Origin of the sequence: Nonomuraea sp. NPDC050783 (genome assembly GCF_040802095.1) — a bacterium.
GTDB lineage: Bacteria > Actinomycetota > Actinomycetes > Streptosporangiales > Streptosporangiaceae > Nonomuraea.
Genome location: NZ_JBFAHK010000014.1, coordinates 153,917 through 166,973, shown reverse-complemented (window position 1 = coordinate 166,973; position 13,057 = coordinate 153,917). Strand labels below are relative to the sequence as shown.

The 13,057-nt window shown below is 72.9% G+C and carries 15 protein-coding genes; 8 read left to right on the top strand and 7 right to left on the bottom strand.

Going from position 1 to position 13,057, the window contains the following annotated elements; translation table 11 throughout:
• The first annotated feature begins 6 nt into the window (after positions 1 to 6).
• Complete coding sequence (locus AB0H75_RS32485) at positions 7 to 1,701, top strand: ABC transporter family substrate-binding protein (RefSeq protein ID WP_367802997.1); 1,695 nt, start codon at positions 7 to 9, stop codon at positions 1,699 to 1,701.
• A 76-nt stretch (positions 1,702 to 1,777) separates the two neighbouring features.
• Entirely contained in the window at positions 1,778 to 2,905 is a 1,128-nt protein-coding gene (locus tag AB0H75_RS32480; RefSeq protein WP_367802995.1) for a crosslink repair DNA glycosylase YcaQ family protein, read from the top strand.
• A 16-nt stretch (positions 2,906 to 2,921) separates the two neighbouring features.
• Here the strand turns inward: AB0H75_RS32480 and AB0H75_RS32475 are convergent, their stop codons facing one another.
• Both AB0H75_RS32475 and AB0H75_RS32470 read right to left on the bottom strand, forming a co-directional pair.
• Positions 2,922 to 3,176 (bottom strand): hypothetical protein, encoded by a 255-nt coding sequence (locus AB0H75_RS32475; RefSeq protein ID WP_367802993.1) that lies wholly within the window; start codon positions 3,174 to 3,176, stop codon positions 2,922 to 2,924.
• Between the two features lie 95 nt (positions 3,177 to 3,271).
• Positions 3,272 to 4,183, bottom strand: coding sequence for a hypothetical protein (locus AB0H75_RS32470; RefSeq protein WP_367802991.1), 912 nt, complete (start codon positions 4,181 to 4,183; stop codon positions 3,272 to 3,274).
• Positions 4,184 to 4,261: 78 nt separating this feature from the next.
• On the opposite strand from AB0H75_RS32470, the gene AB0H75_RS32465 reads away from it, so the two are divergent.
• The 3 genes from AB0H75_RS32465 (at position 4,262) to AB0H75_RS32455 (ending at position 5,703) form a co-directional block, all read left to right on the top strand.
• Positions 4,262 to 4,711 carry a hypothetical protein gene (locus AB0H75_RS32465; protein ID WP_367802989.1) on the top strand — a complete coding sequence of 150 codons (450 nt, stop codon included), beginning with the start codon at positions 4,262 to 4,264 and terminating at the stop codon, positions 4,709 to 4,711.
• 85 nt (positions 4,712 to 4,796) lie between these two features.
• Positions 4,797 to 5,240, top strand: coding sequence for a carboxymuconolactone decarboxylase family protein (locus AB0H75_RS32460; protein WP_367802987.1), 444 nt, complete (start codon positions 4,797 to 4,799; stop codon positions 5,238 to 5,240).
• Positions 5,241 to 5,535: 295 nt separating this feature from the next.
• Entirely contained in the window at positions 5,536 to 5,703 is a 168-nt protein-coding gene (locus AB0H75_RS32455) for a hypothetical protein (protein WP_367802985.1), read from the top strand.
• 2 nt (positions 5,704 to 5,705) lie between these two features.
• Here the strand turns inward: AB0H75_RS32455 and AB0H75_RS32450 are convergent, their stop codons facing one another.
• Together AB0H75_RS32450 and AB0H75_RS32445 are read right to left on the bottom strand one after the other, a co-directional pair.
• The gene (locus AB0H75_RS32450) at positions 5,706 to 6,329 is read right to left on the bottom strand and encodes a pyridoxamine 5'-phosphate oxidase family protein (protein WP_367802983.1); all 624 of its coding nucleotides are present in this window, start codon (positions 6,327 to 6,329) and stop codon (positions 5,706 to 5,708) included.
• On the bottom strand, positions 6,277 to 6,885 hold the full coding sequence (locus AB0H75_RS32445) for a winged helix-turn-helix transcriptional regulator (RefSeq protein ID WP_367802981.1): 609 nt from the start codon (positions 6,883 to 6,885) through the stop codon (positions 6,277 to 6,279). The genes AB0H75_RS32450 and AB0H75_RS32445 overlap by 53 nt, the downstream gene beginning before the upstream one ends.
• 56 nt (positions 6,886 to 6,941) lie before the next feature.
• Here AB0H75_RS32445 and AB0H75_RS32440 point away from each other — a divergent pair, with 56 nt between their 5' ends.
• Positions 6,942 to 8,279: an MFS transporter gene (locus AB0H75_RS32440; protein ID WP_367802979.1), complete on the top strand. Its 1,338-nt coding sequence runs from the start codon at positions 6,942 to 6,944 to the stop codon at positions 8,277 to 8,279.
• Between the two features lie 18 nt (positions 8,280 to 8,297).
• Here AB0H75_RS32440 and AB0H75_RS32435 read toward each other — a convergent pair whose 3' ends face one another.
• Positions 8,298 to 9,380 carry a PrsW family intramembrane metalloprotease gene (locus AB0H75_RS32435; protein ID WP_367802977.1) on the bottom strand — a complete coding sequence of 361 codons (1,083 nt, stop codon included), beginning with the start codon at positions 9,378 to 9,380 and terminating at the stop codon, positions 8,298 to 8,300.
• A gap of 58 nt (positions 9,381 to 9,438) precedes the next feature.
• Entirely contained in the window at positions 9,439 to 10,650 is a 1,212-nt protein-coding gene (locus AB0H75_RS32430) for an amidohydrolase (protein ID WP_367802975.1), read from the bottom strand.
• A gap of 37 nt (positions 10,651 to 10,687) precedes the next feature.
• Between AB0H75_RS32430 and AB0H75_RS32425 the strand changes: the two genes are divergently transcribed.
• Positions 10,688 to 11,086 (top strand): ester cyclase, encoded by a 399-nt coding sequence (locus AB0H75_RS32425; RefSeq protein ID WP_367802973.1) that lies wholly within the window; start codon positions 10,688 to 10,690, stop codon positions 11,084 to 11,086.
• 169 nt (positions 11,087 to 11,255) lie between these two features.
• Positions 11,256 to 11,699 carry a TIGR03618 family F420-dependent PPOX class oxidoreductase gene (locus AB0H75_RS32420; RefSeq protein ID WP_367802971.1) on the top strand — a complete coding sequence of 148 codons (444 nt, stop codon included), beginning with the start codon at positions 11,256 to 11,258 and terminating at the stop codon, positions 11,697 to 11,699.
• Here AB0H75_RS32420 and AB0H75_RS32415 read toward each other — a convergent pair.
• On the bottom strand, positions 11,650 to 13,053 hold the full coding sequence (locus AB0H75_RS32415) for an MFS transporter (RefSeq protein ID WP_367802969.1): 1,404 nt from the start codon (positions 13,051 to 13,053) through the stop codon (positions 11,650 to 11,652). The two genes, AB0H75_RS32420 and AB0H75_RS32415, sit on opposite strands and share 50 nt — an antisense overlap.
• Positions 13,054 to 13,057: the final 4 nt, after the last annotated feature.

The following is a 13,057-nucleotide window of genomic DNA, read 5'->3' as shown; positions in this document are numbered from 1 at the left end:
CGTCCGATGGAAGCAGCACGTCTCGTCGCGGCCCTGGCCGTGGCCGCGCCGCTGGCCCTCGCGGGCTGCGGGGGCGGCCCCGGCAGCGGCACGGGGGGTGCCGGCGGCGCCGGTGACGACCGTACGATCAAGGCCTTCGACATCAACCTCCAGCCGCGCGACAAGGTCAAGGACGGCGGGACACTGCGGTGGGGCATCGGCGAGTTCCCCGCCCAGTGGAACCGCAACCACGTCGACGGCAACCTGGCCGTGGCGGCGGCGGTCAGCAACGCGCTGCTGCCCTCGCCGTTCGTCTCCGACGAGAAGGCCGAGATCACGCCCAACCGCGACTACGTGCTGGACGCCGAGGTCACGGACGAGCGGCCCCGGCAGGTGGTGACCTACACGCTCAACCCGAAGGCGCACTGGTCCGACGGCAAGCCGATCACGTGGGCCGACTACCAGGCCCAGTGGCGGGCGCTCAACGGCAAGGACCCCGCCTACCGCATCGCCTCGGCCACCGGCTACCAGGACATCGAGAAGGTGACCAGGGGCAAGGACGACCACCAGGTGGTGGTGACGTTCGCACGGCCGTTCGGCGACTGGCAGGCGCTGTTCGGGCCGCTGCTGCCGGCCGCCACGAACGTCTCGCCGCAGGCGTTCAACACCGGCTGGCTCAACCGGATCCCGGTGACGGCCGGGCCGTTCGCGTTCGGCGGGTTCGACCAGACGGCCAAGACGATCACCCTGGTGCGCGACCCCTCCTGGTGGGGCGAGCGGGCCAAGCTGGACAAGATCGTTTTCCGGGCGTCGGAGCAGGACTCTCTGATCGGGGCGTTCAGCAACGGCGAGCTCGACGTCATCGACGTGGGGCCGTCCGCGCCCGACTACGCGCGGGCCAAGGCCACCTCGGGCGCGCAGGTGCGGCAGGCGGCCGGCCCCGACTTCCGGCACTTCACCTTCAACGGCTCCAGCGAGCTGCTGCGCGACCGCACCGTGCGCCAGGCCGTCCAGCTCGGCATCAACCGGCAGGCCATCGCGCAGTCCGACCTTCAGGGGCTCGACTGGCCGATCGCGCTGCTCGACAACCACTTCTTCATGAACACCCAGGAGGGCTACCAGGCCAACGCCGGCGACCTCGGCACCTACGACCCCGGGCGGGCCCGGCGGCTGCTGGACGCGGCCGGCTGGAAGCTGAACGGCGCGGTCCGGCAGAAGGACGGCAAGCCGCTGGAGCTGCGGTTCGTGGTGCCGTCCGGGGTGCAGATCAGCAAGCAGGAAGGGGAGCTGGCGCAGAGCATGCTCGCCCAGATCGGGGTGAAGCTGACCATCAAGGCGGTGCCCAGCGACGACTTCTTCACCAACTACGTCATCCCCGGCAACTTCGACATCACGCCGTTCGCGTACATCGGCACGCCCTTCCCCGTGTCCAGCAGCTACGGGATCTACGCCAACGCGGTGGACGGCAAGACGTGGAACGCCAACTTCGGGCGCACCGGGTCGGCCGCCGTCGACCAGGCGATGAGCCGGGCGGCGCAGTCCCTCGACCCGGCCGAGGGGCGGGCGGCCGCCAACGCCGCCGACCGGCTGCTGTGGCAGGAGGTGAACGTCCTGCCGCTCTACCAGCGGCCGCAGAACGTGGCCGTCAAGGAGACGCTGGCCAACGTGGGAGCGCGCGGCTTCTACGACCTGCGTTACGAGAACATCGGCTTCATGCGCTGACCCGGGCGTGCCTTCCCCCGCCGCCGCCGGGAGGGCGTGCCTCCCGGCGGGCCGGGGGAGCGTGTAGAAAGGGCGGATGACGATTCGGGTGAGCTGGGGCCAGATCCTGGCGTGGCGGTTGCGCAGGCAGTACGTGAGCGGGGCCGGCGCGCCCGACGCCGTGAGCGTGGCGCGGCGGTTGTGCGGGGTGCAGGCGCAGGTGGCCTCGTCGGCGGAGCTGGCGGTGGCGGTCAGGCGGGCAACGCCCGATCGCGGGGAGGCCGGTCACGCGGGGCCCGATCGCGGGGAGGTCGGGCGTGCCTTGTGGGAGGAGCGCACGCTCGCCAAGACCTGGCTCATGCGCGGCGGCACCCTGCACCTGGTCCCCGCCGACGAGCTGGCCGTCTACTGCAGCGCGCTGGCGACGTTGCGGTTCTGGGAGAAGGGCTCCTGGCAGCGGGGCCACGGGGTGACGGCCGGCGAGCTGGCCGCGATCATGGAGGCGGTCCCCCAGGCGTTGAAGGGCGCCCCGCTGACCCGGGAGGAGCTGGTCGAGGCCGTGGTGGCGGTGACCGGTGAGGTCCACCTGCGCGAGGCGCTGACGTCCGGCTGGGGCGCGCTGCTCAAGCCGCTCAGCCGCCTGGGCGAGCTGTGCTACGGCCCGCCCCGCGACGGCCGGGTGACCTTCACCACGCCCGCCGGCTGGATCCCCGGATGGCCGGGAGAGCTGCCCCCGCACGAGGAGGCGGGCGTGCGGGTGGCCCGCGCCTACCTGGGGGCGCACGGGCCGGCGACGCCGGAGATGTTCGACACGTGGCTGTTCGGCGGCACGGCGCGCAAGGCGGTGCTGAAGGGCTGGTTCGGCGACCTGGCGCCCGAGCTGACCGAGGTCGAGACCGACGACGGGCTCACGCTGCTCGCGCTGTCGGAGCACGTGGACGAGCTGGCCGCCACCCGCCCGTCCGAGGAGGTCCACCTGCTGCCCGGCTTCGACCAGTACATCCTGGGCGCTCCGCGCACGCTGGCCCCGCTCCTGCCGCCGGCGCTCAAGGCCAGGGTGAGCCGCCAGGCGGGCTGGATCTCCCCCGTGGTGATCCACGAGGGCCGGGTGGCGGGCGTGTGGGAGCACCGCGACGGCGACATCGTCCTCGACCTCGCCGCCCCGGTCCCGCCGGAGCCGCTGGCGGCGGCCGTCGCCCGGATGCGTGCCCTGCTGAAACGTTAGACGGCGCCAGTCGGTATTAGACGGTGGTGGTGCTCGCCATCACGCGGTCCACGATGCCGTCGTTGCCCTCGGCGCGGGCGCAGTGGGCGCAGCAGTACCAGTGCTCGCCCGACTGCACCCCGTGCCCGATGACCTTGGTGCCGCAGTGCTCGCAGATGGGCGCCATGGCCTCGATCGCGCACTGGAAGCAGTCGAAGGTGTGCACCGCGCCCTGGGCATGCACCTCGAACGCCATGTCGTAGTCGTTGCCGCAGGTCTCGCAGACAGCCATGGTGATCCCCTCACGCAGTCGATCCGCCGTCGGGATACCCGGTCATGGGGTGCGTTCCTCCCAAGAGACCACCATATTCGGGCCGCTCGCCCGGGTCACGGCCGTTCGGCGGCGAACCGGGCGACCAGCGGCAGGCCGAGCAGCCCGAGCACGGCCAGCGCGGCGGGCAGCCCGAGGCCGCCGTTGAGCGCGGCGACGAGCAGCGGGCCGGCCACGAACGCCGTGTACGAGATCGTCGAGACCCCCCACACCAGCGTTCCGCTCGGGTCGTCGACCGAGGCCCGTGACAGCAGGGCGGGCACCAGCGGCCCGAGCGCGAGCCCGGTCACCGCGAAGCCGGCCGGCGACGTCCAGACGTGCCCGCCCAGGCCGGCCAGCGCCATGCCCGCGCCGCCGCCCGCCCCCGCCACCAGGTACATCGTCCGCAGCGACAGCCGGGGCAGCGCCTGCGCCACGAGCCGCCCGGCCGTGAGCATCGCCATGGAGACCGACGGCGCGGCGCTCGCCACCAGCGGTGACGCGCCGCGGTGCTCCTCCAGCAGCAGCACCGACCACTGCTCGACCGCGTTCTCGATGATGAGCGCGCAGGCGGCCAGCGCCCCCAGCACGGCGGCGGTGCGCCACACGCGGCCGCGGTCGCCGTGCTCGGGCGAGGCGACGGGGCCGCGTTCCACCCGCAGCGTCAGCACCGACAGGGACGTGACCAGGATGATCGCCGCGACGGCCGCGAGCACGGTCCTGACGTCGGCCCCGAGCGAGCCGGCCGGTCCGACGCCGGCCACGCTGAGCGCGAACGCCGCCGTCACCGCCAGCAGGGCGGTCCGCTCCCGGCTGCGCGCCAGCCTGCCGGTCAGCGCCATGGCGGGCATCGCCCCCACCGGCACCGCGCTGAGCGCCGGCCCGAGATCGGCCGCCGAGACGCCCAGCTCCAGCTTGACGGCGGGTAGCAGGGCCGACCACGATCCCCAGAACACGGCCCAGGCCGCACATACCGCGATAAGCGGCATTCTTCATTCCCCTTGCCATCCCCAACAGACCACAGTAAAGATCATCGATGTCCCGTATCCTCTCTCGAAGGAATGAATGTGCTCACGCGAACCGTCCTCGCGGCCGCCCTGGCCGCCGCCGGGATCGCCGCCCTCCCCTCCTCCGTGTACGCCGCCTCGGCCGCGTACACGCCGGAGCGCGTCTGCGGCCCAGGCTTCCACCGCGTCAAGGACGGGCACCGGGCGATGAAGACGCGCGACGGCGCCGTCTTCGGGCACGTGTACCTCATGTACAACAAGCGCGCCGGGGAGAACTGCGTCGCCGCGATCAAGACCACGTTCCGGGGCGTACGCTCGGTCACGGGGGCGTACCTGGAGGTGCGCGGCGGCGGCCGGTCGGAGGACGCGCAGAAGTACCGCTACTACGCCGAGACCGGCCACCTGGACGGGGACTGGAAGTGCGTGCGGTACGCCGGCTGGACCCGCGACCCCGACAACCGCGTAGAGGCGTGGGGCGGCCGTCAGAGCTGGGGGAACTGCAAGGGCTGAGATTTCTTCGCCGGAGTTGTCACATCGTGGCGGCCTGCCCCGTCCAGTTCCCGTAAGTACGGAAAAGACCACGGGAGGGACTGTCATGACCCAGCGGATCGACCTCACCAAGCACATCCCCGACGTCTACCGCCACTTCCTGGGGGTGGAGAAGATCCTGCACGAGGGCGAGCTGCCCGTGAGCACCCTCGAACTGGTGAAGCTGCGGGCCAGCCAGATCAACGGCTGCGCCTACTGCGTGGACATGCACAGCCGGGACATGAAGAAGGCCGGCGAGAGCGACGAGCGCCTGTGGATGGTGGCGGCCTGGCGCGAGGCCACGGTGTTCACCCCGGCCGAGCGGGCCGCCCTGGCACTGACGGAGGAGGCGACCAGGCTGCCCGACCGGGAGGCCGTGCCGGACGCGGTGTGGGAGCAGGCGCGCGAGCACTACGACGACAAGCAGCTCGCGCTGCTGGTCGCGGCGATCGCCATGATCAACGCCTGGAACCGGATCGGGGTCACCACCCGGCTCACCCCTGGCGCCTGACCGGCACCTCACCGACGCGACCGGGGCGCCAGGGCGCAGAAATACGTTGAGCGGGCCTGGCGCCCCGGCTAGGTTGGCGCGCATGACGGCGGACGACGCGGTTCGGAGAAGGGGGAGCCATGAAACGCGTCAGAGTCACCAAGGAGACGAGCAAGCGACGCCCACGGCGGGTCCCGGAGGTGGACCTGCGGTCGCCGGCGGGCCGCCCGCTACCCTATTGACCCGTTCCTTACACCCAGCTTACGGGCGTATCGGTAGACAACAGAGGTAACAGGAACATCACGGGGGGCGTACGATGAAGAGGCTTGTGGTAGTGCCGCCACATGTCGCCAGGCACAAGGTCCGTGACATCCGTTCGGCGGACCGCCGCAGGCCACCCGCAGATCCCAAGATCATCGACCTGCGGGCCTACACCGGCAGGAACGTCCTGCGCTTCCCCGGCGGCCCGGCGCCCGCCGCCTGAGCCTAGGAGGCGTACAGCTTCTTGCTGTACGTCTTCTCGCTGTAGTAGCTCTCCAGCTCCTCCAGGGACTCCTCGACCTTCTGCACCTCCACGGTGATGCGCGCGTGCGAGGGCAGGTCGTCGCCCCAGGTCTCGGGCTTCCACAACGACGAGCGCATCAGCGCCTTGGCGCAGTGGAAGAAGATCTGCTCGATCTCGACCACGGTCGCCAGCCGCGGACGGTGGCCCTTGACGATCAGCTCGTCGAAGAACGGCGCCTCGCGGACGAGCCGGGCCCTGCCGTTGATGCGCAGCGTCTCGCCGCGGCCGGGGATGAGGAAGATGAGGCCGACGTGCGGGTTCCTCAGGATGTTGCGGAAGCCGTCGGCGCGCCGGTTGCCGGGCCGTTCGGGGATGGCGATCGTGGTGTCGTCGATGACGTGGACGAATCCGGCCGGGTCGCCCTTGGGCGAGACGTCACAGTTGCCCTGCTCGTCCGAGGTGGCGACCAGGCAGAACGGCGAGGCCGCCAGCCACTGCCGGTCACGCTCGTGCAGGCGTACGCGCTCCTTCGCCGCCGCCCTCGGCATCACCTCACCGAGCAGCTCGCGCAGCTCGGCCTCGGACTGGATCTCCGCCCAGCTCATATGATCTCCCTTCGGGGGTCGCCCCCATTTTGTCAGGGATCGGCGCGAGCATCCGGTGCGGCGTCCGCAGGGCGAGACTGACCAGGTCGCCACGCGTGTCGTCACGCAGGCCCGGCCCCGGGCGCACCTCGACCTCCTCCAGCGGGACGGCGCCGCCGCAGACCCCGCAGACGGAGCAGGGGTCCAGCCGGGTGCCGCAGGTGACGTGGTGGAAGAGCCGCCGGGGGCCGCCGGGCGCGGCCAGGTGGCGCTCGCCCCACTGCGCGAGGGCCAGCACCGGCACCCACAACTCGCGGCCCACGGGGGTCAGCACGTACTCGTCGCGGGGCGGGGCGTCCTGGTAGCGGCGCCGTTCGAGCACGCCGGCCGCGACGAGGGCGCCCAGCCGCTGCGACAGCACGGCCTTGGGGATGTCGAGGTGGGCCTGGAAGTCGCCGAACCGGCGCACGCCGTACATCGCGTCGCGGACCACGAGCAGCGTCCAGCGCTCGCCGAGCACCTCCAGCGCCCTGGCGAAGGAGCAGTCCTGACCGTCGTAGTTCTTGCCGAGCGCCATGCCCCCCATGTTAGTTCATTCATCGAACCGTGATACCGTCCGGCGCTATGAGTTCAATGACCGAACCGACAGGGGTGGCGCGGCGCGGCACCCTGGCCGTGGCGTCGGCGGCGCCGCTGCTGGTGCTGGCGAACTTCACCGCGCCGATGGTGACGCTGCCGCAGATGGCACGGTCGCTGGGCGCCGGGCCGAGCGGGCCGGTGTGGCTGCTCGGCTCGATCGCGCTCGGCCTGGCGTCGCTGCTGCTGGTCTCCGGCGGGCTGGCCGACGACCGCGGGCGCAGGCGGGTGCTGGTCGCGGGCTCGCTGGTGCTGGCCGCCGCCGGCGCGGTGGCCGCGGCCGCCCCGTCGGTGCCGGTGTTCGTCGCGGCCAGGCTGGCCCAGGGCGGGGCGAGCGCGGCGATGCTGGCGGCCAGCCTCGGCATCGTCGGCCACGCCTTCCCGGCGGGGGCCGGTCGGGTGCGGGCCACCGGCCGGTACGGCGCCATGATCAGCCTGGGCACGCTGCTCGGGCCGCTGGTCTCCGGCGCGCTGGCCGCGATGACGAGCTGGCGGGCGGTGTACGCGCTGGTGGCCGCCTGCGCGGCGGCGCTGGCCGCGACGGCCGCCCGGATGCTGGAGGAGTCGCGCTCGCCGGTGCCGCGCCGGTTCGACGTGCCCGGCGTGGTGCTGCTCAGCCTGGGCCTGGCGGCGCTGGTCGCCGGGGTGACCGAGGGCCGGGCGGGCTGGTCGCGGCCGGTGGTGCCGATCGCGTTCGCGGTGGCGGCAGTGCTGGTGGGGGCGTTCGTGGCGGTGGAGCGGCGGCGGGCCGAGCCGCTGCTGGACCTGACGTTGTTCGGGCGGCCCGCGTTCCTGCTGGCCACGGGGGCGGCGCTGGTCGTGGGGGCGGCGATCGTGGGGCTGCTCAACTACCTGCCGACCGTGCTGCAGCTCGCGCACGGCCTGACCCCGATGGACACGGCGCTGCTCATCGCCGTGTGGTCGGGGACGTCGTTCGCGGGCTCGATGCTGAGCGGCCGCGTCCGGCTGGGATCGGCCGCCCGGCTGGCGCTGGGGCTCGGGCTGACCGCCGCCGGCTTCGCCGCGCTGCTCGGCGTGGGCGCCGAGCTCCGGCTGCCGCTGACCGTCGCCGGGCTGGCGGTCAGCGGCGCCGGATCGGGGCTGATCAATTCGGCGATCACCCACCTGGCCGTCGAGAGCGTGCCCGCCCACCGGGTCAGCATGGGCTCCGGGGCCAACAACACCGCCAGGTACGTCGGCTCGTCCCTGGGCGCGGCCGGCGTGGCGGCGGTCGTCGGCGCGCTGGGGCCGGCGCGCGGGACGGCAGTGGCGATGGCCGCCTGCGTCGTGCTCGCCGCGGCGATGGCCGCGGCGGTGTGGGCGTTCAGGCGCTGACCGGCCGGGTGTCCCCACTCACCAGCGGCGGGCCTGGGCCATCGCCCCCAGGTAGGCGTCCCGCTCCAGCACGAACCTGGTCGGGTCCAGCTCCTGCCGCTCGGCCCGCAGGTGGAGCATGATCAGCTCGGTCGCGGCCTGCTGGTAGTCGCTCATGGCCCGGCCGAGCCCGGCCCGCCTGGCCCACTTGCGGGCCGCCTTGCGCCCGGGGAGCGTGGTGAGCATCCGCACGTCGGCGTCGGAGACCAGCCCGGTGTGCCGGTAGCCGGGCAGGTAGAGGGCCATCTTGCCGACGAGCTGACGGCGCTCGTTCACCGTCACGGCGACCAGCAGGACCAGCGTCGTCATGATCACCAGGTAGGCGCCGCCCAGCAGGGTCAGCGACCCCGTGCTGGCCGCGCCGTTCCACAGGGCGTGCAGGAACACGGCGGCGAGGTAGCCCAGCGGCACCATGGCGTAGCGGTAGGCGGTGCGCCGGGTGAGCGCGTAGGCGACGCCGAGGCCGATCATCGAGGTGTAGACCGGGTGGCCGAGCGGGTCGATCAGCCCGCGCACCACGAAGAGCTGGATCGCCGCGTCCGGGCCGGACTGGCCGAAGGCGATCAGGTAGTAGCCGACGTTCTCCACGGCGGCGAAGCCGAGGCCGGTCATGGAGGCGTAGACGATGCCGTCGGTCAGGCCGTCGATCTCCTGGCGGCGGCGCAGGAGCAGCAGCAGCGCCGAGCCCTTGAGCGCCTCCTCGATCACGGGGGCCAGGAAGACCGTGCCGACGCTCTCGGCGACCGCGCTGCCGTACCCGGCCTTGAACAGCTCCTGCCCGACGAACGTCAGCGCGATGCCCAGCACGATCGCCACCCCCGCGCCCCACGCGAAGGCGAAGGCGAGGTTGAGCTTCGGCTCGGGCTCCAGCCGGTCGAGGGAGAGCACCGCCGCGAGCAGCACCGGCAGGGGCGCCAGCGCCAGCAGCATCGACAGCCCGAACCCGACGGGGCCGCCCACGACCAGCATGACCGCCAGGGTCAGCAGCGCGAGGAGCCCCGAGAGGACCAGCCCGATCAACAGTGCCTTGCTGGGACGCTGGGCGAGCGGCGGTGCTGTCATGGTGGTGCCTTTCTTCCCGCTGGCCCACCCACTATGCGCCCCGCCGGGCTACAGGCGCTTAACGCTCGCTTGACTCCCGGTAGTACGGATCCGCCGTCACGCCCTCGCCGTCCGCGTACGTGTACACCTCCCGGCCGGAGACGAACACCCGCAGCGCCCTGCTCATCACGTCGAGCGGGTCGCCGGACCAGATCACCACGTCACCGTCGAGCCCGGGGCGCAGCGCGCCGACCCGGTCGTCCAGGCCCATGATCCGGGCCGGGTTGACGGTGATCGAGCGCAGCGCCCCGGCCGCGTCCAGCCCTTCCTTGACCGCCAGCGTGGCCTGGTGGACCAGGAAGTGGATCGGCACCACGGGGTGGTCGGTGGTGATCGCCAGCTCGACGCCGGCGCGGGCCAGGATGCCCGGGTTGCGCAGCGAGCGCTGCCGCAGCTCGACCTTGGAGCGGCTGGTGAAGAGCGGTCCCATGATCACCGGTACGTTCCGCTCGGCCAGGACGTCGGCCAGCAGGTGCCCCTCGGTGCCGTGGTTGATGATCAGCCGGTAGCCGAACTCGTCGGCCAGGCGCAGCGCGGTGGCGATGTCGTCGGCCCGGTGGGTGTGCTGGCACCAGGGCAGCTCGCCGTCGAGCACGCGGACGAGCACCTCCAGGGTGCCGTCGCGGTCGAACGGCTTGTCCTCGCGGGCCGCCGCCGCCTTCCTGGCCCGGTAGTCCTGGGCCTTCATGAACGCGTCGCGGATCACCGCGGCGACGCCCTGGCGGGTGGAGGGCAGCTTCTTCTGGTCGCCGTAGACGCGCTTGGGGTTCTCGCCGAGCGCGCTCTTGACGCTGGCGGGCTCCTTGATCACCATCTCGTCCACGGACCGGCCCCAGCACTTGACGGCGACCGTCTGACCGCCGATGGGGTTGCCGGAGCCGGGCTTGATCACGGCGGTGGTGACGCCGCCGGACAGGGCGTCGGCGAAGGCCAGGTCGGCGGGGTTGATCGCGTCGAGGGCGCGCAGGCGGGCGCCGTTGGGGTCGGTCATCTCGTTGGTGTCGCTGCCGGCCCAGCCCTCGGCCTCCTCGTGCACGCCGAGGTGGCCGTGGGCCTCGACGAAGCCGGGCAGCACCCAGGCGCCCGCGGCGTCCACGACGGTGCAGCCGTCGGGGATCGCGACGTCCGCGCCGACTTCGGCGATCTTCCCGTCGGTGATGAGCACGGTGCCGCCGTCGATGGGATCGCCATCGACCGGTACGACATGTCCGCCGGTAATAGCAAGATTCACGATTGGTAAATTACCGGCGCGGGGGTAGTGAGCCGGCATGATCGCCGAACTGTACGAGCGCTGGCTGCTGGAGATGTGGAACGGCGACTTCGCGCTCGCCCGCGAGCTGGTCACCCCCGGCTTCGTCGGCCACTGGCCCGGCATGGACGTGCACGGTCCCGACGGGCTGGCCGAGGCGCTGCGGCAGGGGCACGCGCCGTTCGAGGACGTCAAGGTCACGCTGGACGTGGGGCCGATCGTGGACGGCGACCGGGTCGCGGCCCGGTGGACGTTCGCCGGGACGTACCGGGGCGGCCTGCCCGGCGCGGGCGCGCGGCCGGGGACCAGGGTGGCCTTCAGCGGTCACGACCTCCTGCGGGCCGAGAACGGCAGGTTCGCCGAATACTGGGTGATCTCCGATGCCCAGACATTCAACCGGCAGCTAGAGATAGGGTGAAATTTCCGCAATTCGGACGGGGGGCTGGCAGGTGTCGGATCAGTACGGGCGGAACCTGAATCCGGCACCGCCGCCACCGGCCGCGGGGCAGGGCGCCGGCACGTCGCCGGCTGGAGGGCAGGGCGCCGGTCTGCCGCCCGCCGGGGAGCAGGGCGCGGGTGGCGGGGCGATGCGCTCGCTCACGGACGCCGAGCTGTCGGCGCTGCTGGCGCGGCAGCGCTTCGGCGCGCTGGCGACGAACGAGCCCGGCGGCCCTCCGCGCGTGTCCACCGTCCTGTACCGCTGGGACCCCGAGCAGCGCGTGGCGCGGATCTCGACGATCGCCGACCGCGCCAGGGCCCGCCGGCTCCACCAGGACCCGCGCTGCGCGCTGTACGTCACCAGCGACGACTTCTGGTCCTACGCGGTCGCCGAGGGCGAGGCGGAGCTGTCGCCGGTGACCGCCGAGCCGGGCGACGAGGTGGGCAAGGAACTGCTCGCCATGCAGGCGGGCCTGGCCGACCCGGCCGACGAGGCGGCGTTCCTGCGCCGGATGGTCGCCGACCGGCGGCTGGTGATCAGGATCAGGACGTCACGGCTGTACGGGACGGTGCTGAGCCCGCCCTCCGCGTAGCCCGCCGCCGGTTGTAGGCCACGGTCGCGATCACCACGAGGACCAGCCCCAGGTCGATGGCGGCCGACCAGCGCATGGCCGCCGCATGGCCGCCGCCCCGCTCGGCCGCGAAGAACACCGCGCCGATCACGGCCACCCCGCCCGCGCCCGCGAACTGCTGCGCGGTGCTCAGCACGCCGGAGCCGACGCCGGCCTGGTGCGGGGCGACCTCCACCAGCGCCGCCCCGATGAGCTGCGGCAGGACCAGCCCGTTGCCCGCGCCGACCAGCGTCACGGCGGCGATCACGTACGGGAGGCCGGCCCCGGCCGTGACCACCAGCAGGCCGAGCCCGAGCGCTGCGACCACGCCGCCGGCCAGGACGACGACCAGCCCGTACCGGGCGACCAGCCGCCTCCCCAGCAGCGACGTGACCGTGAACATGACCCCCATCGGCGCGAAGGCCAGCCCCGCCTGGAACGCGCTCAGCCCCGCCCCGCCCTGCAGCAACAGGGTCAGCGTGAACATGAACGAGGCGAAGTAGGCCATGAACGCCACGATCGCGCCGACACCCGCCAGGTAGGAGTGGACCTTGAGCAGCGCCAGGTCCAGCACCGGCTGCCCGCCGCGCGCCCCGAGCGCCCGCTGCCGGCGCCAGGTCAGCACGAGCACCGGGACGCTCGCCGCCATGCTCGCCCACGTCCAGGCGGGCCAGCCGAGGTGGTTGCCGAGGCCGAGCGGCACCAGCACCAGCGCCAGCCCGGCGGCCAGGCCCGCCGCTCCCGGCACGTCGAGCCGCGCCCGGCGGCCGGTCTCGACCTCGGGCAGGAGCCAGGCGGCCAGCGGCGCGACGGCGAGGCCGACGGGCAGGTTGACGAGGAAGGCCGCCCGCCAGCCGAGGCCCAGCACGTCGGCGGTCAGCAGCAGGCCGCCCAGCACCTGGCCGGCGATGGAGCCGAGGCCGCCGGCGGCGCCGTACCAGCCGAGGGCCCTGGCCCGCTCGCCCGGCGGGTAGGCGGCCGAGATCGTGGCCAGCACCTGCGGCACCATCACGGCGCCCGCCAGGCCCTGGAGCAGGCAGGCGGCGACGAGCTGCCCCGGGCTCGCCGCGATCCCGCACAACACGGACGCCACCGTGAACGCGGCCACGCCCCAGACGAACACCCGCCGGTAGCCGTAACGGTCGCCCAGCCGGCCGCCGGTGATCATCCCGGCCGCGTACGTGAAGGCGTAACCGCCCACGATCAGCTCCAGGGCGGCCGGGCCGGCGTGCAGGTCGCGCTCGACGGAGGGAGCCGCGACATTGACCACGAAGAAGTCGAACTGGGCCATGAACCACGCCGACAGCAGGACGGCCAACATACCGGTGGATCTCACGCGT

Bases quoted from the DNA above. Each gene is read 5' to 3' on its own strand.
- AB0H75_RS32460 (WP_367802987.1), top strand. From the start codon at position 4,797: ATGACCCAGCGGATCGACCTCACCAAGCACATCCCCGACGTCTACCGC.
- AB0H75_RS32440 (WP_367802979.1), top strand. From the start codon at position 6,942: ATGACCGAACCGACAGGGGTGGCGCGGCGCGGCACCCTGGCCGTGGCG.
- AB0H75_RS32435 (WP_367802977.1), bottom strand. From the start codon at position 9,380: ATGACAGCACCGCCGCTCGCCCAGCGTCCCAGCAAGGCACTGTTGATC.
- AB0H75_RS32450 (WP_367802983.1), bottom strand. From the start codon at position 6,329: ATGAGCTGGGCGGAGATCCAGTCCGAGGCCGAGCTGCGCGAGCTGCTC.
- AB0H75_RS32480 (WP_367802995.1), top strand. From the start codon at position 1,778: ATGACGATTCGGGTGAGCTGGGGCCAGATCCTGGCGTGGCGGTTGCGC.
- AB0H75_RS32445 (WP_367802981.1), bottom strand. From the start codon at position 6,885: ATGGCGCTCGGCAAGAACTACGACGGTCAGGACTGCTCCTTCGCCAGG.
- AB0H75_RS32455 (WP_367802985.1), top strand. From the start codon at position 5,536: ATGAAGAGGCTTGTGGTAGTGCCGCCACATGTCGCCAGGCACAAGGTC.
- AB0H75_RS32470 (WP_367802991.1), bottom strand. From the start codon at position 4,183: ATGCCGCTTATCGCGGTATGTGCGGCCTGGGCCGTGTTCTGGGGATCG.
- AB0H75_RS32420 (WP_367802971.1), top strand. From the start codon at position 11,256: ATGCGCTCGCTCACGGACGCCGAGCTGTCGGCGCTGCTGGCGCGGCAG.
- AB0H75_RS32425 (WP_367802973.1), top strand. From the start codon at position 10,688: ATGATCGCCGAACTGTACGAGCGCTGGCTGCTGGAGATGTGGAACGGC.
- AB0H75_RS32475 (WP_367802993.1), bottom strand. From the start codon at position 3,176: ATGGCTGTCTGCGAGACCTGCGGCAACGACTACGACATGGCGTTCGAG.
- AB0H75_RS32485 (WP_367802997.1), top strand. From the start codon at position 7: ATGGAAGCAGCACGTCTCGTCGCGGCCCTGGCCGTGGCCGCGCCGCTG.